Annotated in this window: 22 protein-coding genes; 7 read left to right on the top strand and 15 right to left on the bottom strand. The window is 45.6% G+C overall.

The features are described 5' to 3' along the window. Nucleotides 1–36: 36 nt before the first annotated feature. Together xylB and xylA are read right to left on the bottom strand one after the other, a co-directional pair. Nucleotides 37–1536 (bottom strand): xylulokinase, encoded by a 1500-nt coding sequence (gene xylB, locus H2R00_RS16610; protein WP_182069875.1) that lies wholly within the window; start codon nucleotides 1534–1536, stop codon nucleotides 37–39. Further along, on the bottom strand, nucleotides 1536–2882 hold the full coding sequence (gene xylA, locus H2R00_RS16605; protein WP_182069873.1) for a xylose isomerase: 1347 nt from the start codon (nucleotides 2880–2882) through the stop codon (nucleotides 1536–1538). Before xylA ends, xylB begins: the two co-directional genes overlap by 1 nt. Before the next feature lie 197 nt (nucleotides 2883–3079). On the opposite strand from xylA, the gene H2R00_RS16600 reads away from it, so the two are divergent. Further along, on the top strand, nucleotides 3080–4243 hold the full coding sequence (locus H2R00_RS16600; protein ID WP_154998664.1) for an ROK family transcriptional regulator: 1164 nt from the start codon (nucleotides 3080–3082) through the stop codon (nucleotides 4241–4243). A gap of 28 nt (nucleotides 4244–4271) precedes the next feature. On the opposite strand, the gene thiE is transcribed toward H2R00_RS16600, so the two are convergent. From thiE to H2R00_RS16575, 5 genes are all read right to left on the bottom strand, one after another. Next, the gene (gene thiE / locus H2R00_RS16595; protein ID WP_182069871.1) at nucleotides 4272–4946 is read right to left on the bottom strand and encodes a thiamine phosphate synthase; all 675 of its coding nucleotides are present in this window, start codon (nucleotides 4944–4946) and stop codon (nucleotides 4272–4274) included. A 1-nt stretch (nucleotide 4947) separates the two neighbouring features. Beyond that, nucleotides 4948–5757 (bottom strand): hydroxyethylthiazole kinase, encoded by an 810-nt coding sequence (thiM, locus tag H2R00_RS16590; RefSeq protein WP_154998660.1) that lies wholly within the window; start codon nucleotides 5755–5757, stop codon nucleotides 4948–4950. Beyond that, a complete protein-coding gene (gene cidR, locus H2R00_RS16585) occupies nucleotides 5754–6671 on the bottom strand; it encodes a cidABC operon transcriptional activator CidR (RefSeq protein ID WP_154998658.1) in 918 nt (305 codons plus the stop codon). Before cidR ends, thiM begins: the two co-directional genes overlap by 4 nt. 129 nt (nucleotides 6672–6800) lie before the next feature. Continuing rightward, nucleotides 6801–7070 (bottom strand): YwqI/YxiC family protein, encoded by a 270-nt coding sequence (locus H2R00_RS16580; RefSeq protein ID WP_065644440.1) that lies wholly within the window; start codon nucleotides 7068–7070, stop codon nucleotides 6801–6803. Beyond that, nucleotides 7067–7495, bottom strand: a complete 429-nt coding sequence (locus H2R00_RS16575; RefSeq protein WP_154998656.1) for a YwqH-like family protein — start codon at nucleotides 7493–7495, stop codon at nucleotides 7067–7069. Before H2R00_RS16575 ends, H2R00_RS16580 begins: the two co-directional genes overlap by 4 nt. Before the next feature lie 472 nt (nucleotides 7496–7967). Here H2R00_RS16575 and H2R00_RS16570 point away from each other — a divergent pair, with 472 nt between their 5' ends. Together H2R00_RS16570 and H2R00_RS16565 are read left to right on the top strand one after the other, a co-directional pair. After that, nucleotides 7968–8354: a CidA/LrgA family holin-like protein gene (locus H2R00_RS16570; protein ID WP_003186233.1), complete on the top strand. Its 387-nt coding sequence runs from the start codon at nucleotides 7968–7970 to the stop codon at nucleotides 8352–8354. Continuing rightward, nucleotides 8336–9019: a CidB/LrgB family autolysis modulator gene (locus tag H2R00_RS16565; protein ID WP_154998654.1), complete on the top strand. Its 684-nt coding sequence runs from the start codon at nucleotides 8336–8338 to the stop codon at nucleotides 9017–9019. Before H2R00_RS16570 ends, H2R00_RS16565 begins: the two co-directional genes overlap by 19 nt. A 353-nt stretch (nucleotides 9020–9372) precedes the next feature. Here H2R00_RS16565 and putP read toward each other — a convergent pair whose 3' ends face one another. Both putP and H2R00_RS16555 read right to left on the bottom strand, forming a co-directional pair. Then, nucleotides 9373–10839 carry a sodium/proline symporter PutP gene (putP, locus tag H2R00_RS16560; RefSeq protein WP_182069869.1) on the bottom strand — a complete coding sequence of 489 codons (1467 nt, stop codon included), beginning with the start codon at nucleotides 10837–10839 and terminating at the stop codon, nucleotides 9373–9375. 112 nt (nucleotides 10840–10951) lie between these two features. After that, a complete protein-coding gene (locus H2R00_RS16555) occupies nucleotides 10952–12142 on the bottom strand; it encodes a class I SAM-dependent rRNA methyltransferase (protein WP_182069868.1) in 1191 nt (396 codons plus the stop codon). Nucleotides 12143–12283: 141 nt separating this feature from the next. On the opposite strand from H2R00_RS16555, the gene H2R00_RS16550 reads away from it, so the two are divergent. Further along, a complete protein-coding gene (locus H2R00_RS16550; RefSeq protein ID WP_154994798.1) occupies nucleotides 12284–12664 on the top strand; it encodes a VOC family protein in 381 nt (126 codons plus the stop codon). Nucleotides 12665–12694: 30 nt separating this feature from the next. On the opposite strand, the gene H2R00_RS16545 is transcribed toward H2R00_RS16550, so the two are convergent. The 4 genes from H2R00_RS16545 to H2R00_RS21310 form a co-directional block, all read right to left on the bottom strand. Further along, complete coding sequence (locus H2R00_RS16545) at nucleotides 12695–13642, bottom strand: phosphoglycerate dehydrogenase (protein ID WP_154994796.1); 948 nt, start codon at nucleotides 13640–13642, stop codon at nucleotides 12695–12697. Nucleotides 13643–13786: 144 nt separating this feature from the next. Continuing rightward, a complete protein-coding gene (locus H2R00_RS16540) occupies nucleotides 13787–14650 on the bottom strand; it encodes a glycosyltransferase family 8 protein (RefSeq protein WP_154994794.1) in 864 nt (287 codons plus the stop codon). Between the two features lie 120 nt (nucleotides 14651–14770). Next, the gene (locus tag H2R00_RS16535) at nucleotides 14771–14947 is read right to left on the bottom strand and encodes a hypothetical protein (RefSeq protein WP_085959885.1); all 177 of its coding nucleotides are present in this window, start codon (nucleotides 14945–14947) and stop codon (nucleotides 14771–14773) included. Beyond that, entirely contained in the window at nucleotides 14944–15111 is a 168-nt protein-coding gene (locus H2R00_RS21310) for a hypothetical protein (RefSeq protein WP_244958251.1), read from the bottom strand. Before H2R00_RS21310 ends, H2R00_RS16535 begins: the two co-directional genes overlap by 4 nt. 270 nt (nucleotides 15112–15381) lie before the next feature. Between H2R00_RS21310 and ydfH the strand changes: the two genes are divergently transcribed. The 3 genes from ydfH (at nucleotide 15382) to H2R00_RS16520 (ending at nucleotide 19528) form a co-directional block, all read left to right on the top strand. Next, nucleotides 15382–16605 carry a two-component system sensor histidine kinase YdfH gene (gene ydfH / locus H2R00_RS16530; RefSeq protein WP_182069866.1) on the top strand — a complete coding sequence of 408 codons (1224 nt, stop codon included), beginning with the start codon at nucleotides 15382–15384 and terminating at the stop codon, nucleotides 16603–16605. Beyond that, nucleotides 16598–17236 (top strand): two-component system response regulator YdfI, encoded by a 639-nt coding sequence (gene ydfI, locus H2R00_RS16525; protein ID WP_006639539.1) that lies wholly within the window; start codon nucleotides 16598–16600, stop codon nucleotides 17234–17236. The genes ydfH and ydfI overlap by 8 nt, the downstream gene beginning before the upstream one ends. Before the next feature lie 117 nt (nucleotides 17237–17353). Then, nucleotides 17354–19528, top strand: a complete 2175-nt coding sequence (locus tag H2R00_RS16520) for an MMPL family transporter (protein WP_182069864.1) — start codon at nucleotides 17354–17356, stop codon at nucleotides 19526–19528. Nucleotides 19529–19624: 96 nt separating this feature from the next. Here H2R00_RS16520 and H2R00_RS16515 read toward each other — a convergent pair whose 3' ends face one another. Continuing rightward, nucleotides 19625–20365 carry a YwaF family protein gene (locus tag H2R00_RS16515; RefSeq protein WP_182069862.1) on the bottom strand — a complete coding sequence of 247 codons (741 nt, stop codon included), beginning with the start codon at nucleotides 20363–20365 and terminating at the stop codon, nucleotides 19625–19627. Nucleotides 20366–20472: 107 nt separating this feature from the next. Beyond that, nucleotides 20473–21804 (bottom strand): MFS transporter, encoded by a 1332-nt coding sequence (locus H2R00_RS16510; protein ID WP_182069860.1) that lies wholly within the window; start codon nucleotides 21802–21804, stop codon nucleotides 20473–20475. Nucleotides 21805–21841: the final 37 nt, after the last annotated feature.

Genomic DNA, 21841 nt, shown 5'->3' with positions numbered 1-21841 from the left:
AAAAACTTATGAGCCGGCCGGCCCATAAGTTTTTATTTATTCCCGAAAGCTTGCCAGCCGCTCGTTCAGCGTTTTCGTGTGGCGGTAGACATCTCTGTAAATTTGAAATAGAGCTTTGTATTGTCTGCTGTATTCACGGCGGGGCGAAAAGGTTTCTTTGATGAGAACGAATCGGTCTGCACAAGCTTCAAGCGACGGAAACCAGCCGCACCCGACGGCCGCGATCATGGCTGCACCGTATGCCGGTCCCTGTTCGCTTGTCAGTCTGATGATGTCGGTGTTGAAGATATCCGCCTGGATTTGCAGCCATTGATCGCTTTTGGCGCCTCCTCCGATTGAAATCACGCGGCTGATGTCTTTTCCCACGGCACGGAATTGTTCAATACTCTCGTGAAGGGAGAATGTGATGCCTTCAATGACGGCTCTGACGAAGTCCGCCCGAGTATGTGCGCTGTCCATCCCGATAAAGCTTGCGCGAATATCTGCGTCGGCATGAGGGGTTCTCTCCCCTGACAAGTAAGGGGTAAACAGCAGTCCCCCGGCCCCTGGACGGGAATGGTCAATATCGCTGATTAATTCGTCAAATGACGCTTGCCCGGCAAATACATCTTTAAACCAGCTGAAGCTGCGTCCTGCCGAAAGCGTCACTCCCATCGAATAAAACGCATCGGGGGCGGCATGGTTCAGAAAATGAATATTGCCATTAAACTCTTGATCACGGTTTGATTCATATGTGAGAACAACCCCTGAGGTGCCTATGCTGCAAAGGGCGGTTCCTTCTCTTAAAATACCGGCGCCGACCGCGCCGCATGCATTATCAGCGCCGCCGGCAAACACCTTGACTTCAGGAGCCAGCCCGGTTTCGGCCGCGAATTCCGGACTGAGGCCGCCGACACAGGCACCCGGCTCAATCAAATCCGGACATAAGGACTCCGGGATGCTGAGCTTGCTGCAGATTTCCCCGCTCCATGTTTGATGTTTCACATCAAGCAGGAGCGTTCCGGCTGCATCTGAATATTCGCTGTGAAGACGCCCCGTCATCGTATACCTGACGTAGTCTTTCGGCAGCAAAAAAACGGCCGCCTTTTCAAACAGCTCTTTTTCATGTTCTTTCACCCATAAAAGCTTCGGAAGGGTAAAGCCTTCGAGCGCCGGGTTTTTCGCGATCTCGAGCAGGCGCTCCTTTCCGATTTTGTCGTTAATCAGCCGGCATTGTTCGGTTGTCCGTGTATCGTTCCATAGGATCGCGTTTCGCAAAACCTCTCCTTTGCCGTTTAAAAGTACCAATCCATGCATCTGTCCGGAAAAGCTGATCCCTTTAATCTGAGATGCTTTTCCCGGGAAATGCATGACTAATTCCTTAATGGCTTCCTTCGTTTTTTCCGCCCATTCTGCTGGATCCTGTTCAGAATAACCGGAATGAGGCTGAATGATGGAAAACGATTTGGAGGCTTCGCCGGACAGCTCTCCCCGCTGATTGACAAGGATGATTTTAACCGCGCTGGTGCCGAGATCGACCCCGATCACGTATTCCACTAGCGTGTCTCCTTTCCTGCTGGCGCTTCGCGCAAAGCATTCAATAAGTAACGGTTAACGATCGCTTTCAGTCGTTCCTGGCGGCCTGACTGATTTTCAATATGGTCGTGTTCAAGAGCGTAAGCGGCGAGCTTTTTCAGATCGGTACGGCCTTCTTTGATCTCAAGCCCGATGCCTTTCGTGAAGCTCTCATAACGTTCTTCAATGACCTGATCGAGCGCTTTGTCTTCGATCAGGCGGGAGGCAACTTTCAAGCCGATTGCATACGTATCCATTCCTGCGATATGAGCGTGAAATAAGTCTTCATCGGCAAATGACGGGCGCCTTACTTTAGCATCGAAGTTGATGCCGCCGGTTTTAAACCCGCCTGCTTTCAAAATTTCATACATCGCCAGAACCGCAGAATACAGATCAGTCGGGAACTCATCGGTATCCCAGCCCAGGAGCAAATCGCCCTGATTGGCATCAATGGAACCCAGCATATCGTGCAGGGCAGCCACCCTTAATTCATGCTCAAATGTATGCCCGGCCAATGTCGCATGGTTCGCCTCAAGATTGAGTTTAAAATGGTCTTTTAAACCGTAAGTTTCTAAAAAAGCGATCGTTGTGGCCGCATCAAAATCGTATTGGTGCTTCGTCGGCTCCTTCGGCTTCGGCTCGATCAAAAATTGGCCGTCAAAACCGATTTCGCGCGCATACTCAACTGCCATTCTGTAAAATGAAGCCAAGTTTTCGAGTTCAAGCTTCATATCTGTATTCAGCAATGTTTCATAACCTTCTCTTCCGCCCCAGAACACATAGTTTTTCGCACCAAGCTCCTTTGCGATGTCCAGCCCTTTTTTCACTTTTGCGGCTGCGTAGGCATAGACGTCTGCATTGCAAGAAGTTGCGGCTCCGTGGACATATCTCGGATGCGTAAACATATTGGCTGTATTCCAAAGCAACTGAACACGGCTTGTCTCCATCATTTCTTTGAGAAAAGACGACATTTGATCCAAATACGTGAAGGTCTCACGCAACGTTGCTCCTTCATCAACGATATCAACGTCATGAAAGCAAAAATAAGGCACGCCGAGCTTTTCAAAAAATTCAAAAGCCGCTTCCGCACGGGCTTTTGCTTTATCCAAAGGATGTGTCAGCCGATTCCACGCCCGGAACATCGTCCCGTCGCCGAAAGGGTCTTTCCCGTCCGCATCAAAGGTATGCCAATACGCAACAGCGAAGCGAAGATGTTCCTTCATCGTTTTGCCGCCGACATATTCATCAGGGTTGTAATATTTAAATGCGTAAGGATTTTCCGAATCGGCTCCTTCATACTCAATCATTCCGACATTTTTAAAAAGCATTCCGATCTCTCCCTTCACTTTTCCTTACAAGGCAAACGTTAAAAAATCAAGTTTGTTTAACCATTAAACTAACTTCCTTGTATTTATTTTACAAGATGAATCAACCGCTTTCAATGGAAATGAAGGAAAAAATTGAGTTTTCCAAATTTGTTATACTATAATAAATTCACAGCTTCAAAACAATGGAGTGATTGACATTGAATACAGCGGATCAAGCCCTTGTAAAAAAAATGAACAAAGCCCTGATTCTTGAGCAGATTATTGAAAACGCACCTGTTTCAAGAGCAAAACTTTCGGAAATAACGGGATTAAATAAAGCGACCGTTTCCTCTCAAGTGTCTTCCCTGCTTCAAAAGGACATCATTTATGAAACCGGCCACGGCGAGTCAAGCGGCGGCCGGAGGCCCGTTATGCTGAAATTCAATCGAAAAGCCGGCTATGCGGTTGGTGTAGATATCGGAACCAATTATGTGATTGTTGTGTTAACCGATCTTGAAGGGCATTTGATTGAACAATTCGAACGGACGTTGGATGAAGAAGACATTCAGGCGACAGAAGAGGCATTAATCGAATTGACGGGGCTTGCTGTTGACAAAATACCGCCTTCCCCATACGGATTGACCGGAATCGGTGTGTGCGTGCCCGGCTTGGTGGACAACGAACGGCATGTAGTCTTTACGCCAAATAAACCGATCCATTTGATTCCGTTAAAAGAAAAACTCGAAGAAAAGTTCGGCGTTCCCATTTTAATTGAAAACGAAGCAAACGCCGGCGCCGTTGGCGAGAAGGAATACGGAGAGGCCGGCCAGCTGGAGCATGCCGTGTTTGTCAGCATTAATACCGGAATCGGTTTAGGGATTTTAATGAACGGAAAACTGTTTAGAGGTGTGCAAGGTTTTTCCGGAGAAGCCGGGCACATGTCCATTCACTTCGACGGTCCATTATGCCGGTGCGGGAATAGAGGCTGCTGGGAGCTTTACGCTTCTGAAAAAGCCGTCTTCTCTCACTATGCAGAAAATTCCGGGGCGCCGCTTTACGAAACCGTTAAAGAACTTGCAGACCGCGGTGATCCGGACATGATGGAGACGTTTGAACGATTTGGCTTTCATATCGGCATCGGACTTCTCAACATCTTGAAGACGTTGAATCCCGATACCGTTATCTTGCGGAATACCATTGTGGAATCCTATCCGATCATCGTCGATGCGATCAAAAAAACGATTGCCTCAAGAAGCGCAGCAGAAGCCTTGTCTAATTATCATTTGAAAATCTCCTCGCTGGGCCGCACCGCCTCGGCACTTGGCATGTCCTCCCTTGTGACCGGAAGTTTTCTGGAACGGTTTATGAACGAGAGATTTTAATTTTTATATAAAAAAGCGCATATTCCATTTAGGAATGTGCGCTTTGTTTAGCAGCTTGCACTTTCTCGCTAAACGCCTTGGCGGCCTGCTTTGGATCGGCGGCTTTGCTGATGGCGCTGATGACACTGATGCCGTCGGCGCCGGCCTCGATGACGGGGACGCAATTTTCGATCGTGATCCCGCCAATTCCGACCACAGGAATGCCAATCCCCTGCCTGCGGATCACTTCAATGAGCGAGACGCCCTGCACAGCTTTTGTATCCAGCTTTGTTTCAGTCGGATAAACCGGTCCTGCACCGATGTAGTCCGCTCCATCCTTTTCCGCCTTTAAGACTTCTTCAAGTGTATGCGCGGACACACCGAGGATTTTGTCCCCGATTCTCGCTCTGACGTCTGCGGCCTTATCATCATCCTGTCCGATATGCACGCCATCGGCGTCAAGTTCAAGCGCGAGTTCAACATCATCATTGATGATAAACGGAACATTGAACTGTTTGCAGAGCGCCTGCACTTGTCGAGCAAAGGCCTTTTGCTCTCCCGCTTTTAACGCATCCTCGCCTTTTTCGCGGAATTGAAAAAGGGTCGCACCGCCTTTTAAAGCTTGTTCAATAACAGTTAAAGGCTCCCCTGTGGTATTGTTTGAACCCATAATAAAATAGACGGACAACAGATCTTTCATTGCTTCTCCTGAGACTCGCGTCATCTTATTCCACCTCTCTGATCCTGCCGCGTTCTATTATATCCATCGCTTCAACGGCAGCAAGCTGATTCACAAACTCGATTTGAAAACTTCCGGGCCCCCGGCTTTCCGTTTTCTCCGCGGCCAACTCGGCCGCCGTTCCATAAAAAGCGGCTGCAGATACAGCGGCATGGCAAACGTCTTTTTCAACGGCGCGAAACGCACCGATGACAGAGGTAAACAGGCAGCCTGTCCCCGTCACTTTCGTTAGCAGTTGATGTCCGTTGCCTACGGTATACGTTCTTGTTCCATCCGTTATCACATCTTCAGCTCCGGTTATGATGACGGCTGTATCCCATAATTTCGCGGCTTTTTTTGCGAGCTCCGTTCTGTCGCTGCTCCCTTCACCCGCGTCCACGCCTTTGATCAGCCAGTCTTCTCCAAGCGTGTTGGCAATTTCTGCGGCATTGCCTCTGACGGCGGAAACCTTCACTTCGCGCATGATCGCTTGAGCCGATTCCGTTCGAAACGGCGTTGCCCCGGCACCGACTGGATCAAAAATAACCGGCACTCCATGTTCATTGGCGGATTTTCCTGCAATGATCATCGATTCAACAGATTCACGGCTGAGCGTGCCGATGTTCAGCACAAGGGCTCCGGCGATCTTTGCCATGTCGGCGGCCTCTTCCCTCGCATACGCCATCACCGGCGATGCGCCGAGAGCCAGCAAACCGTTTGCCGTAAAGTTGGTGACGACATTGTTTGTCATATTGTGTACGAGCGGTTTTTGCTTTCTGACTTTCTCAATTCCCCTTGCGGCATCTTCCAGATTCATTCGGCTGCATCCCTTTCTGTTTTTGAATTCTCGCTCCATATATACGATTTTGTATGATCAATCCACGCCCTCGCAGCAAACGACAGATAGCGGTCTTTTCTCCAAATGACGGCAACATGCCAAGGAATGGCCGGCCTCACCAGCGGAATGCTCCTCACCCTTTCAGGGTCAAGATCCCGGCAAATTCTTTCGGGCAAAAGACCGATCCCGAGGTTCGCGGAAACCATTTCACTGATGAAATCCCATTGCGAGGTTTCATAAATGACATTCGGCTGAAATCCCGCCTTCAAGCAGGCTGTAATAATCCGTTCGTGAAGAACAAAGTCTTCCCGGAAGAAAATAAACGGTTCTTCGCTTAACTGCCGAAGCTCGATCTCTTCCGCATCGGCAAAGCGATGGGACGGGTGGACGATCAGCATTAAGTCTTCTTTTACAATCGTAAAGGAGTGAAAAGTCTCCTCTTTTGCAGGCAGGACGACAACGCCGATATCAAGCGACCCGTCTTCCACTCCCTCCTGCACTTTCACAGATCCGTGCTCAACAAGCTGAAAGGTGACGTTCGGATATTTATCTCTGAAATCCCCTATCACTTTCGGAAAAAAACCGGAACCGATCATCGGCGGCAAACCGATCCGAACGTGCCCTTTTTTGACGTCCATCAAGTCGTTCAACTCTGAAGTTAAATTTTGAAACGACTTGGTGATTTCCTGGGCCTGCACATACATGCTTTGCCCCGCGTCAGTCAGCTCGATCTGCCGCCCCCGCCGGTAAAACAGCTCGATCCCCAGCTCTTCTTCAAGATTTTTAATCATTTTGGAAATTGTCGGCTGGGATATGTATAATGACTGAGCAGCTTTTGTGAAGCTTTTCAGACGGGCTACCTCCAAGAAATAGGTTAAGTGGCGTATGTCCATTTGTTTGACATCCTTTCAGAGTTCCTGCTTGTATTCATATTCTAAACCAATTTCATTGTTTTCTGCACCCCCGCGGAATTCCTTCTTCATCAACATAAAAAAACGCTGCCGGCATACAGCCGGCAGCGCCTATCTTCGGGCGATCGCCTCATCCTGTTCCTTCAGCGTGTCCACATTCGAACGGGTATCCTCAATGTTTTTACGAACAGCCTCTTTATACTGTTTGACCATATTGCAAATTTCGGCTTCGCGTTCAAGCCACTTTTTTGTAAAATCAAGGTTGTTCCGCCCGAGCGCTCCGGCTGACGGGCTTTTTAAAGACACGGCTTGAAGCGTGCTGCTTACTTGTTCCAGCTGCTTCATAACCGCCGCATGGTTAAGTTTAATCGTTTTGCTCATTTCAACCATCCTTTTAAACCGTTGATTGTGCTGTGCAGAGCGTCGACGGCCTCCTCTCCTTTTTCCATCAGAAAGTCCGCCCGGTCGGCTGACCAGCTTGCAGCCTGAACAGCCCCTTTTTCAGAATCTAAAGCAAATATCTTTAAATCGATTTTATGAATATACCGATCATACTCATCGGTGAAAATTCTGTACATAGCCGTGTGCGCTTCATCACGTGCTTCGTCAAAATCGGCTGCTCTGCTTCCGGTCCACGACTCATTAAGGTTCGGTCGCAAAATCTGCCTGATTTCTTCGATTCCGAGGTTTTGTTCCCGCTCTACATCGCGCTTTGCCCGCTCCAGCCTTGCAATTTGTTCTTCCAGCTCTGCCGCCTTATGGGAGAGGACACCGTGTATTTTTTGCAGCGTGTCTGAGTAGTCCATTATTGTCACCTCTGAAATTGCAGTATGATTCGCATTGATTGTTTCCTTGTCAAATTATGATTCGGTTTAGATTCACATCTTTGACTAGACTTGCTCATTTCCAATATTTATAGTTTAAGTCGAAAATCACGGATGTTGAATAGGCTTTAAATACTGTTTTTAGGGATATATACACAGTTAAGCATCTTCCTCACACCGCATTTTAAGTACATATAACCCGTCTTTTTGAATCATCTGTACACCGCTTTCATCGCGGACAAGTCTAAAGGCACGGGAACACGCCGGTTTAATGGTCACAAAAAATCGCCAAATGATTCCGGGCGACAATTTCTAATTTTAGCCAGTAAACTGTTTCTTTTGACCCGATTTCCGCTTTTAACTATAGACAAAATGAATAATATCTATTCTGTATATGTATTTTACCTATACTTAAAACTCATGTACACTCTTGTTTAGAAAGGGGGATAATGACATGAAAACATTCATTAAAGGATTAGGTCAGGTCGCTCTTTTATTTTTATTCGCGCGTTTCATGAATCTGATTGTCGAGGTTCTTCATATAAACATTCCCGGCAGCATTCTCGGGATTATCGTCATTTTTGCGCTTCTCCATTTCAAAATCATTAAGCTGGAATGGATTGAAATCGGCGCGCTGTGGCTTCTCGCGGAGCTGCTTTTGTTCTTTGTCCCTTCAGCCGTCGGGATTATGAACTACGGGGATATTTTGGCTGAATTCGGCACAAGCATTATACTCGTTGTCCTCATCAGTACATTCGTTGTTATGGTGTCGACCGGAATGCTGACTCAATTGATTGCCAAAAGAAAGGAAAGGAAAAAAACATGCTCATCGGATGCATAAGCCTGATCGCAACAGTTTTAATCTATTTGGGCGCAAAAGCGGTTTATACACGCCATCCAAAGGTGTATGCATCACCTTTATTGGTCACGCCGGTGATACTGGTCGGCCTGCTGCTTTTCATCAACGTGCCTTTTGAAGCATACAATGCGGGCGGACGCTTGTTGACAGACATGCTCCAGCCGGCAACCGTGGCTTTTGCGATTCCGCTGTACAAATACTTTCCAATCTTGAAAAAATACGCGGTTGAAATCATTATCAACGTGGCTGTAGGCTGCTGTATCGCGATCCTGTCAACAGCGTTTATCGCAAAACTCTTCAAGCTGAATGAAGACCTGATCGAGAGCCTTGTTCCCAGATCGGTCACAACACCAATTGCAATGAGCGTTTCTGAAATGATCGGCGGAATGCCTGCGGTGACCGCTGTTTTTGTCATATTGACCGCACTGTTCGGGTCAGTGATCGGACCGATGGTCATTCGCTACTTCAGGATTGATAATGAAATCGCAAGGGGCGTGCTGCTTGGCACAAGCGCCCACGGCGCAGGTACGTCAAAAGCATTTGAGCTGAGCTCCGTGTCCGGAACGATTTCAAGTGTATCGATGATCCTGGCTGCGATCATCACGCTTTGTGCAGCGCCGTTTCTGATTTCCCTTATTGCAGTGTAATAACCAAAAAATAAAAAACCAAATTGGTGAAGGTTTCCGCCAATTTGGTTTTTTCATTTAGAAATCGATCAGCCATATGATTACGGACATCATGAATAATATAACGACCGGAATAATAGAAATACACCTGAGAGCCCGGTCATGCGGTAATTTTGGGGAAATTGCTTTTAACAGCTTGACGTTCAGTAAACCAATCAAACCGAAAATTGTGAAGATTCCCGATTCATCCGCCGTCATTTCCGAGAAAAATTCATCGGCTTTTTCTTTGGAAAATGTCCACAGGAATCCTGCGAAAGCCCCTGTGAGGGAAAGCGATCGTCAATATTACTTGGATAAAGACCATCACCATATTCTCACCCTTTCAGCTGTTCAACCGCCGTCTCAAATTCCTTTTCAATCTCTGCCGGCGGCTTCTTTGTCATCAGGCTGACGGCGATGATCACGACTGTACAAACAATAAATCCGGGAATGATTTCATAAACCGGGTCAAAAGCTTTCACTTGCTCCCACACAATAACGGTCAGCGCCCCGGACAGCATCCCTGAAAGCGCACCCCACTTCGTCATGCGTTTCCAAAACAGGCTCAGCAGAACGACGGGGCCAAATGCCGCCCCGAAGCCTGCCCATGCATAGCCGACAAGATTCAGTATCGTTTCATTCGGATGAAGCGCCATCATGAGTGCGATCAGTGAAATGGCGAGGACAGACAGCCTTCCAACAAGAACAAGTTCTTTGTCAGAAGCCCCTTTCCGGATAAACGCTTTATAAAAATCCTCTGTCAGCGCGCTTGAGGTTACAAGAAGCTGCGAAGAAATCGTGCTCATGACAGCCGCTAAAATGGAGGCCAGTAAGAACCCCGTAATCACCGAAGGGAACAAAAGGTCGGCAAGCTTAATGAATATCGTCTCGGCATTCTTTAACGAAAGATGATTCGCGCTGAAATAGGCGATGCCGACGAGACCTGTCAGCATCGCTCCGCAAATCGAAAAAATCATCCAGCCCATGCCGATTCTTCTGGCACTCTTCAGCTCTTTCACGCTTGAAATCGCCATAAACCTGACAATAATATGAGGCTGTCCAAAGTAGCCGAGCCCCCATGCCAGTAATGAAATGATACCGATTACGGTTGTTCCTTGAAACGGGCGGAGAAGGTCCGGGTTAACCGCGTTCACTTCCGAAAACGCCGGTGCAATTCCCCCCAATTGGACAAAAACGACTACCGGCATTAAGATAAGCGCGATAAACATGATCGTCCCTTGAACAAAATCGGTCCAGCTGACAGCCAAAAAGCCCCCGAAGAGCGTATAAAGAATGACAACCCCGGCCGTCAGCCAGATGCCGATCCGATAATCAAGGTGGAATGCGGTTCTGAACAGCTCTCCGCCCGCCACCATTCCGGATGATGTATAAAAAGTGAAAAATACTAAAATAACAAAAGCCGACGTCATCCGTAACAACCTTGAACCGTCTTTAAAACGGTTTTCGAAATAATCGGGTATGGTAATGCTGTTGCCGGCCGTTTCCGTATACGTCCTTAGCCTCGGCGCAACATACACCCAGTTCAAATAAGCGCCGATTGTCAGACCGACAACGATCCAGCCGCTGCTCAATCCGTTCAGGAACATCGCACCGGGCAGCCCCATTAATAGCCATCCGCTCATATCGGAAGCTCCTGCGCTTAACGCGGTGACGGCGGGGCCCAAATTTCTTCCGCCAAGCATGTAGTCGGTCAAATTTGATGTCCTGCGATATGCAAAATATCCGATGAAAAGCATTCCTGCCATATAAATACCTATCGATATTAAAATTCCGTAATCCATAACTTCCCCCTGCCTGAGTTTTTTGCGTAATATCAATATACATGAATAATTGATCGACAGGTATTGTTTTTATCGCAAAATTTTTCCCCATCCTGCAGTCAGCCGGCTTACATTAACGATGGCGGATTCGCAAAAAGACAACTTTTAAATAATCGCCCTCAGGATAGCTTTTCACCGTTTTAAAATCTTCGGGAAGCGAATGCTCTTCAAGCACTGTAAAGCGCGTCCCCGTTTCTTTGCATGCCGCTTCGATAAAGCCTTTGAATTTTTTCATCCCAAAAGCGCTGCTGTTCGTCGAAGCGACGATCACACCTTGATCTTTAGTGATTCGAATCGCGTCTTTCAACAAATTTTTATAATCCTTTGCCGCGCTGAATGTATGCTTTTTCGTTCTCGCAAATGAAGGCGGATCAAGGATGACGAGGTCAAAGGCGAGTTCTTTTTTGGCCGCGTATTGAAAATATTTAAAAACGTCCATGACTTTAATATCATGGGCTTCATAGTCGAGCCCGTTCACGCTGAATTGTTCGATCGTCCTGCTTAAACTGCGGTTTGCAACATCAACGCTCGTCGTTTTTTCGGCGCCCCCGAGCGCCGCCGCCACAGAAAATGCGCCGGTATATGAGAAGGTGTTGAGCACGGTTTTTCCTTCCGCATAACGGTCCCTAACCGCCTTGCGGACATGGCGCTGATCGAGAAAAACGCCGGTCATCGCTCCGTCATTAAGGTAAACGGCAAAATGAATGCCGTTCTCTTTCACAATGATCGGGAATTCCCCTCTTTCCCCTTTGACAAAGTCGTCATCTTCTACATACTGCCCGGCCGTATTAAACCGTTTTTTCTCATATACGGCTTTATAGTCCGTCAATTCATCAAGGGCTTCCATAATCGTTTCTTTATACGCATAAATCCCTTTGCTGTACCATTGGAACAAATAGTAGCCGTCATAATAATCAATCGTAAAGCCGCCGATTCCGTCGCCTTCCCCGTTAAACAAACGAAAAGCGGTCGTATCCGGATCTTGAAAAAGCGTTTTTCTGGCCTGAAAGGCTTTCGCCAGCCTGCTTAAAAAGAATGACTGGTCAATCGATTCCTCTTCGTTTTGGGTCAGAATCCAGCCGATCCCTTTGTTTTGCTCGCCATAATAGCCCTTTCCTAAAAACCTGCCGTTTTCATCGGTAATCCTGATCAGTGATCCTTCTTTTATGCCGTTTTCTTGCGAAGAAACGGCTTCTTTTTCGATTAGAGGATAGCCCTTTTTCATTTTTGCAGTGAATGGATGTTTTATTTTTAATGTATGCATTTGATTCAGTCCTTATCTTAAAGTCTTCTCTATCCTACCATAACGCCTGATAGTTATTCTTATTCATCATGTAATCGATATAATTGACAGACGATTCCAATTTTTCTAAGATGATGGAGAAACGAAAGGAGGAATGGCGAAATGGCGCGAATTGACCACGTAGGACTGATGGTGAAAGACATTGATGCTTCGATCGCATTCTACCAGGATGTGATCGGAATGACGCTGAAAGGCAGAATGACCCATACAAATGGCGTTATGAAACTCGCTTTTTTAGGATTTGAGAACAAAGACGAGACAGAGCTTGAATTGATCGAGGGATATAACGACAGCCTTCCTCAGGAAGGAAAAGTTCATCATTTTGCCGTCTCAACCGATGATATCGAGGCTGAATTCGCCCGCGTAAAAGGCGCCGGCATCAAGCTGATGGAAGATGAGATCACCATATTGCCAAACGGCTTCCGCTATTTTTTTCTTTTTGGGCCCGAAGGAGAAATGGTTGAGTTTTTTCAAAGAACATAACCGGACGCGGCTTATCGCCGTTTCCGGTCTTTATAGAACGCGGAAAGCCGGCGGCTGTTTTTCGATAAACCTTTTGATGTTTTGATATGTCACCTCTTCGATACGCCTGATGCTCTCATACGTAGCGCCGCCGATATGCGCCGTGCAAATGACATTGTCGAGTCCAGTGATTCGGGCAGCCGGCGGTTCGGTTTCAAAGACGTCCAATGCTGCGCCCCTGATCTGTTTTTGTTCAAGCGCTTGAATAAGCGCGCTTTCGTCCACCACTTCTCCGCGGGCAATGTTGATCAGGTACGCGGTTTTCTTCATTTTTGCCAGCTTTTCTTGATTGATCAAATGATAGGTGGCAGGTCTTAAAGACGTGCTGATACATACAAAGTCCGATTTTGTCAGGAGATCGTCAAGCTCTGCGAACCGTACATTGAGCCGTTTGGCTGCATTGTAGTCTTTGTATGTGCCGTACGCCAAAACGTTCATATTAAACCCGGAAGCCCGTCTTGCAACCTTTTTGCCGATTTCCCCAAAACCGATAAGCCCCAGTGTTTTTCCATCGAGCTCATAGCCCATCGCCGACTGCCATAAGCCGGCTTTGACAGCGGCGTTTGACTGCGGGATCGAACGGGCGCCAGAGAGCAGAAGACCGAATGCCAAATCGGCGACTGCCGAGGCATTTTGGCCGGGTGCATTCGTGACAAGGATTCCTTTTTCATTTGCATATTCCACATCAATATTATCGATTCCCGCGCCGAATTTCATGATATATCGAAGTTCCGGAGCGGCGTCGATCAGCTCCCGGTCCGCTTTTTCAACGCCGGCGATATAAATATGGACATCCTTGATATGAGTCAGTAAATCCTGTCTCGTCAACCGATTTGAATCCATAAACGTAAATTTGGCGCCGAGCCGTTCGACCCTTTCTCTCAACCGCGGCGCTGCGCGGTAAAACAGTCCGTTAAGCGTCAACAGCACTTTAACCAAAAGCGCTCCTCCATTCGTCAGGAATTTTTGCACGCCAAGAAAAATGCTTGTTTCCGATGAAAGGAAACAAGCGAATATGGGGATACGTCAGGGTTTGTTTTCATTATATCGATTCATCCTGCGATTTAAAATGTGTTTGGCATGTTAGCTGACATGGTTTTTAGACAATTTGGCCGGCTGGTTAAAGGCCGTGGACTGCAAATACTTAAAATATTGACGGGCGTACGGGTGTGAGGTTTGTGAATTCCAAGGCTTGTTTCCGCCGCAGAAATGAACGATTGCGGGATTTGTCCTTGTTTCCATATAGCGCTTTTGATCGATGAGGGAAGCCGGCGTTTTTTCTTTTAAAATAATGTGTGTTTGGGCGTTCCATCTTGGATGAAGTTCGAGCCACTGATCATAAAGAATTGCATTCAGCGCGTCCTGGTCATGAAACACAAACATGTCTTCATCGTTATTATTGATAAAGTCGATGACTTTTTTCGAAATGTCGTTTTTTCTCCAGGCTTCCATATCGATGACCATAATGCCCGAGTTAAAATACTTTGCTTCGTCGCTGATGTTCATCTTTTTCAGCCGTTCATGCTGGCCTGCATCTTCTACTGCCGCTGCGAAATAAGGTGATATGTCCATGTCCCACAACTTCGATATATCCTCTAACACTAATGCGTCGCAATCGACATAGATCATTCGTTTGACAGATTCGTCATCAATCAGATCGGGGATGGAAATCCGATAGTATGCCGCTTTTGTAATATGACTGCTTTCGACCGCCCGGTCATACTGGCTTTTTTCTACATTAAGAAATGTAATGGGAGCCCCGAATTGGAGGGTTGTCTCTTCCAGACGCTTTTTATTTTCCGGTTCAATTCCTCCGTCGATGACATACAGTTTCACATCGCGCGTCTGATCCATATTCGTCAGCAATGATGCGAACATCACGCTTAAATGCTGTGCGTAGTTATTGTCTGTACAAGAAATAATATGCATGGTTCGGTCGCTTTTCATATGTCTTCCATCTCCTTTTCTTTTTTTGTTCTATTCCCTTTTTTCGAAAAATAAACACCGTCGATAGGCCGAAAAAAAAAGGATCATGCATGATCCTCGGATTGTATAGCGTCTATTTTGCTATCTTTTAGCAAGATGCTGCTTTAAATAAAAGTAAGGATAGCCAACAATGATGAGCGGGGCTGCTAATGCTAGGAGTATCCATGAGCCTGAGTGACTGCCTCTAATGACTCCAATGAAAATACAAGTACCGACGAGAAAATATAATAAAGCACCTAAGAACCAATACATCTTCATTCCTCTTTTTCTTTACGCTTGTTCTTGGATTGACGATTTTTGTTTCTATGCTTGTCTGTTTCGTTCGCATTGCTTAATCGATCAGGGCACTGATTTTTTGACACTTTCTCAGTTCGGATTCCTTTTCTTTTTAATGATAAAATTGTGAGATCAATCGATTTCAATGTTGATCATTCCTTTAATGAATAGTGAGTTCCTCATTATTTTAAATGTAAATTTGGAAAGATAAAACGTACATAAAGGCAGAATGCATATGTACGTTTGGGCAATGTTCATATGTTGGGAAGATCTAATGGTTCACTGCACATTGGTATTGTTGTGTTCCTTCTCTTCCTATAAAATGATTGGATAAATGTATGTTGCACGTTCAATGAAATGGGATCGATTTTCATAAGTCTCTTTTTGGTTAAACTGTTAAAGGAAGTGGATGAGGTTTGCTGATAAGGAATCCTTTCAAAGAAAAATACTACTCACATGATAGGCGGGCATTAAATATGCTTGCACTCAGAGTGCCGGGCCTGGCTTTTATTCTCATGATCTATGTCGCCTCTATCGTGCTGCAATTTCTTAATGGGAGCTGGTCCATTTTATTGCTTAATGTGTTTACGGTATTGACCGCCATCTTTGCTTTGATGCATTGGCACTCATATCGCTGGGTTAAGAAAAGGGTGATTCTGTACTTCATATTACAAGGTTTGATCACTTTTACACTTGCTAATGTCATGTCAGGCTTTTTAGTGCTGATCATCATTGGCCTTTATGCATTTTTGATCGGACAGATTATAGGAATGGCAGACAGAAGAAAGACGTTCCTTATCCTTTATTTATTGCTTCTGCTGTCAATCACTGTACTATATCATATTCACAAAGGTGAATATTTGCATTTTCTTGTCATAGCAGTACCTATTATGATCGTGATTATCACATATGCCGCTACATTTTTTGCCCAAGTCGATGAAAGGATAAAAGCGCAGCTGACTCTCGAAAGGCTGGAGCTGGCTCATCAGCAGGTAGAACAGCTGACGCTGCAAAACGAGAGACAGCGTATGGCCCGGGACTTGCACGATACGCTTGCTCAAGGGCTGGTCAGTTTAAATATGCAGCTGGACGCTATTCATATTCATCTCGCCAAAGACAACACAGAGAGAGCAAAAGAAATCGTTCAACAATCTATGAATAGAGTGAAAAGCACACTAGCTGATGCACGTTCAGCGATTGACGATCTGCGCAGCAAATCAGAAGAAATCGGTTTTTTAAAAGAAAGAATTACCTCATTAATGGATCATTTTCAAGAGTCGACAGGCATGGCTTGTTTTTTAGACTACAGATTAGACCAAGTGCCGGACATTAGAACAGCTGAAAACTGTTATTACATCATTGGAGAATGCATAGCGAATGCCGTAAAGCATGCTGAAGCAGAAACGATCTCAGTGTCCATTTGGGATGATGATAAGAGGAGGCTCCATTTAACCGTCAAGGATAACGGCAAAGGATTTGATGTTGAAAAGGGCAAGAAAAAGAGAGGACATTATGGGCTTCTCGGCATAGAAGAACGCGTCAGAGCAATGAAAGGCCAATTCAATATAAAGAGTACAACATCTAAAGGAACACAAATTGATATCACTGTACCAATTCAGGGAGAGATGCAAGATGAATAAGGTTTTAATCGTTGATGACCATCTTGTCGTGAGGGAAGGTCTGAAGCTTTTAATTGAAACGAATGATCACTACATCATCATAGGAGAGGCGGAAAATGGCAAAGCAGCAGTTCGCCTTGCAGATGAATTAAAACCGGATATTATTCTCATGGATTTGTATATGCCAGAGATGAGCGGGTTAGAAGCCATTAAACTAATAAAAGAAAAACACGACATCCCCATCATTATTTTGACTACGTATAATGAAGATCACTTAATGATCGAAGGAATTGAATTAGGAGCGAAAGGATATCTATTGAAGGATACAAGTTCAGAAACCCTTTTTCATACGATGGATGCAGCAATAAGAGGAAACGTGCTATTGCAGCCTGATATCTTAAAACGTCTGCAAGAAATCCAATTGGAGCGGATGAAGAAGCAGAGCAGTGATACGCAGCTGACAGAAAAGGAAGTCATTGTTCTAAAAGCAATTGCTAAAGGTCTTAAAAGCAAAGCGATTGCCTTTGATTTGGGCGTCTCTGAGAGAACAGTAAAGTCTAGACTAACGTCCATTTACAATAAATTAGGCGCGAATTCAAGAACTGAAGCAGTGACGATTGCCATGCAAAGAGGCATTCTGACATTAGATTAATAATATCAAATTTAAAATTTGCCCAAACGTACATGCCCGAATGTACGTTTTTTTTATTTCATTGTCCACTACAATGAGAAAGAATGTGATCAAGCAATGTGTTGAAAGGAGATTATCATGTCAAAAATGTTATATAAATTAGGAGGATGGGTTGCTCGCAATCGCATAAAAGTAATATGCGCATGGATCGTTGTGCTAGTTGCTTCGATAGGCCTTGCAATCACGTTAAAACCAAGTTTTTCTGAGGATATGTCCATACCTGACACACCTTCGGAAAAAGCGATGGATGTCATTCAAAAAGAATTTCCCCACGGTCCTGATAAAGGGAGCATACGGGTTATTTTCGGTGCTGAAGATGGGGAGAAACTGACTTCGAAGTCAGCGGAAAAAGCAATAGAAAATACGTTAAAGGAAATCGATAAAGATGGTTCCGTTGACTCGATTGCAAGTCCTTTTGTGACAGGAACAATCGCGAAAGATGGCACAGTTGCCTATGCTGATATCAAGTATAAATCATCAGCAGATGATATTAAAGATTACTCTATCAAACACTTAAAAGACAGTTTGAAAATGGCTGATTATGAGGGATTGCAAACTGAGCTAAGCGGAGATGTACCAGGAGCTGAGATGGAGATAGGCGGTATCTCTGAAATTATCGGCATTATTTTGGCCTTTATCGTTTTGGCCATTACGTTTGGCTCTTTATTAATAGCAGGTTTGCCGATTTTAACAGCACTGATTGGATTAGGTGTAAGTATTGGGCTTGTTTTGATTGGGACACAAGTATTCGATATCGCTTCCGTCAGTCTATCATTAGCCGGAATGATTGGCCTTGCAGTTGGAATTGATTATGCTTTATTTATTTTTACGAAGCACCGCCAGTTTTTAGGCGAAGGTATACAAAAAAATGAATCAATTGCGAGAGCTACAGGAACAGCCGGGAGTGCAGTCGTTTTTGCCGGACTTACTGTTATCGTCGCACTTTGCGGATTGACTGTCGTTAACATTCCTTTTATGTCTGCAATGGGGCTGACAGCAGGACTTAGTGTACTGATGGCTGTTCTCGCTTCAATCACGCTTGTGCCTGCCGTCTTGTCGATAGCGGGGAAACGGATGGTTCCGAAAGCAAACAAGAAACAAGAAAAACAAAGCGCGGAAACAAATGTCTGGGGACGCTTTGTCACAAAGAATCCTATCATGCTAAGTGTATGCAGCATTCTGATTTTGCTCGTTATTAGTATCCCATCTATGCATTTGGAGCTGGGCTTGCCTGATGCAGGGATGAAAGCGAAGGATAACCCGGATCGCCGGGCTTATGACTTGCTTGCCGACGGTTTTGGAGAAGGATTTAATGGTCAATTAACAATTGTAGCGGATGCCGCAAGTGTAACAGAAAATAAGGCGGAAGCCTTCGCAGATGCAGTGAAAGAAATAAAGGAACTGGACCATGTAGCGAGTGTCACTCCTGCAATGCCTAATAAAGAAGGGAACTTTGCCATCATTACAGTAGTTCCTGAAACAGGTCCAAATGATGCAGCAACGAAGGATTTGGTAAAGGATGTACGCAGCTTATCAGATAAAAACGGGGTAGATTTGCTCGTTACTGGATCGACCGCAGTGAATATTGATATTTCAGATCGCCTTAATGATGCGATACCGGTGTTTGCTGTACTCATTGTTGGTTTTGCGTTTCTATTGCTGACAATCGTATTCCGTTCGTTGCTTGTGCCTCTTGTTGCTGTCGCAGGTTTCATATTGACGATGACAGCCACTCTTGGAATCTGTGTATTTGTTTTACAAGACGGGAATCTCATCGACTTTTTCAAAATACCTGAAAAAGGGCCGATACTCGCGTTCCTGCCGATTTTATCCATTGGGATTCTGTTCGGATTAGCGATGGATTATCAAGTATTCCTTGTAAGCAGAATGCGTGAAGAATATGTAAAAACAAAGAATCCAGTACAAGCCATTCAGGCTGGATTAAAACACAGCGGTCCTGTTGTCACCGCAGCCGGCCTGATCATGATATTCGTTTTTGCAGGGTTTATCTTTGCTGGTGAAGCTTCTATTAAAGCCAACGGATTGGCTCTTTCCTTTGGTGTGCTCTTTGATGCATTTATTGTACGAATGACACTGATTCCAAGTCTGATGAAGCTGATGGGGAATGCAGCCTGGTATTTGCCAAAATGGCTGGACAAGATTATTCCGAATGTAGACATAGAAGGGCATCAACTCACGAAGGAAATACAGCCAGAAACAGCTCATGAACAAAAGAAACAAATCAGTATGTAATAGAAAGCAGATCTTTTACGAGATCTGCTTTTTTGCTTCATATGGACGTTTATTTTTTAGAAAAGGTTAATCGCTAATATAAGCCATGGAAAAGGATCATGCATGATCCTTTTTTTCTCTCACCTTCCCGGCGATCCAAAACGGCATATAAAGAAGATAGAAGAAGACGATCGTGACCGCTTCGGCTGATAAAAGATACCATGGCCACGGCCCGAGCACATCTAACAGTGAAGCTCCGCCGCCCGGCTTTTTCATCATGTACATATAGTTCGAATTCAGCAAACGGTTGATCAAAAAGATGAATGCGCCATAAACATTGACGAGAAGAAACGTGACCCAGAGAGAGCGCACAGTCGGCTTATACTTTTCGGCTGCAATCATCAGAAGGCAGGCCAGTACGACGATTCCGTGGGAGATGAAAAATTCAAAAAAGCGGAAATGAGGAAAGCCGTACCTTCCCAAGTCAGGCGTCAGAATCGCTTGCAAAGCGCTTCCTAAACCGGCAAAATAAAGAAATTTAAACAAGTTGAGGTTTTTCGTCAATAACAGGATGATGACAAGGTAAACCGAAAGGTCGCTGAGGTGAAGCGGCAAACAATAGCGCGGCGTCCATGAATTTACATAGATAAACCAGGAGTGGTAGCTGATTTCAGAAATCAATAAAACCGCCACAAAGGCATAGCGAATCACCCGGTTCCACCGCGGTTTTTGCAGCGTCTTGCGAAAGACGAACAAACAAACGCCGAGCGCTGCAAGCACCAGCAAAGTCAGTATATGAGATGTTGAAAAAAATTGAAACGAGCCGAGCTGATAATCTTTTTGAAAATATGTCTTCATCCTGAACACCCTGTCGTCAAAATATTTTAGAGTTATTTTGCGACAAATCACGGCGGTTATTCCTTTCAAACATAAAAAGGCCGCCGGGAATCCGGCCGCCGAGAAACTCACATGGATATAAAATCGTTTTTCTTTTCATCATCATTGACCTGAATCCGTTCAACCTTTCCGACAAGAAAGATGTAGGAAAGGGCTCCCAGAAGGGCGAGGGTGCCGATAAAGACGAGGGCGGGCGCAAAGCTTCCCCCGTTAGCGAGAAAGCCGATGACAATCGGAACGATAACGGAGGCGAGGCTGCCGACAAAATTAAATACTCCGCCGGTCAGCCCGATCAAATGCTTAGGCGCTAAAGACGATACAAGCACCCATGTAATGGAGGCCAGACCGTTTCCAAAAAAGGCGAGCGTCATAAACAAAATGATCAGAGATGTTTGATCGACATAATTGGCTCCGATAATTGAAATAGACAGGAACAATCCGGTAATAATCGGTGTTTTGCGTGCAACCCCGGCCGATACACCTCTTTTGACCAAAAAGTCGGACAGGAAGCCGGACAACAGAACACCGATAAATGCCGCAAGAAACGGAAGCGAGGCGAGAAAACCGGATTGAAGAAAATCAAGGCCTCTATATTTTACAAGGTATGTCGGAAACCACGTCAGAAAAAACCATAAAGTCGAATTAACGGCGAACTGTCCGATATATATGCCCCACAGCTTCCGATGAGCGGTCACTTGTTTGAAATGCTTCCAATTAAATGCCGATTTCTCATTCTCGGAAGTCCGGGCGCGGCGGACGATACCCCCGCCTTTTTCAATGTGGTCAAGTTCAGCCTTGTTTACTTTTGGATGACGGTCAGGATCACGATAAAAGATATACCAGATAAGGCCCCAGATGATGCCGATTACCCCCGTTACGATGAACAGGCCGCGCCAGCCGACGACATGCTGGATGGCGCTGAGCGCCGGCGTCAAAAATGCAAGGCCGGCAAATTGCCCCGACGTATAAAATGCAATGGCTGAAGCTCTTTCCTGTTCAGGGAACCATGAAGTCACCACCCGGTTATTGGTCGGAAAAGCCGGCGCTTCAAACGCTCCGGTCGCAAGACGCAAGCCGAATAGCGAACCGAAGCCGCGGACAAACCCCTGAAGCAATGTTGTGAGCGACCATGTAACCAATGTAAAACCGTAGACAAGCCTCGGGCCAAACCGGTCGACAAGCCCGCCTCCCGGTATTTGCAGTGCGCAGTAAGCCCAGCCGAAAGCTGAAAAAATCAAGCCCAATTGAACGGCAGACAAGTTTAAATCGTCCCCGATTGCAGAAGCTGCAACAGAGATATTGCTTCGATCCATATAATTGATCACGACACATACAAAAATAAACAGCAGTACCCGCACTCTAACCTTTGTCGGCTTCTCTTTTAAAGTTGTTTGTTTCATGACAGGCCCTCTCCTTTTATTTGATTGTAATGACGGA

It is taken from the genome of Bacillus haynesii, from assembly GCF_014042035.1.
In the GTDB taxonomy this organism is placed as follows: Bacteria; Bacillota; Bacilli; order Bacillales; family Bacillaceae; genus Bacillus; species Bacillus haynesii.
The sequence above is the reverse complement of the archived record's forward strand: the minus strand, read 5'-3'. Positions and strand labels throughout refer to the sequence as shown.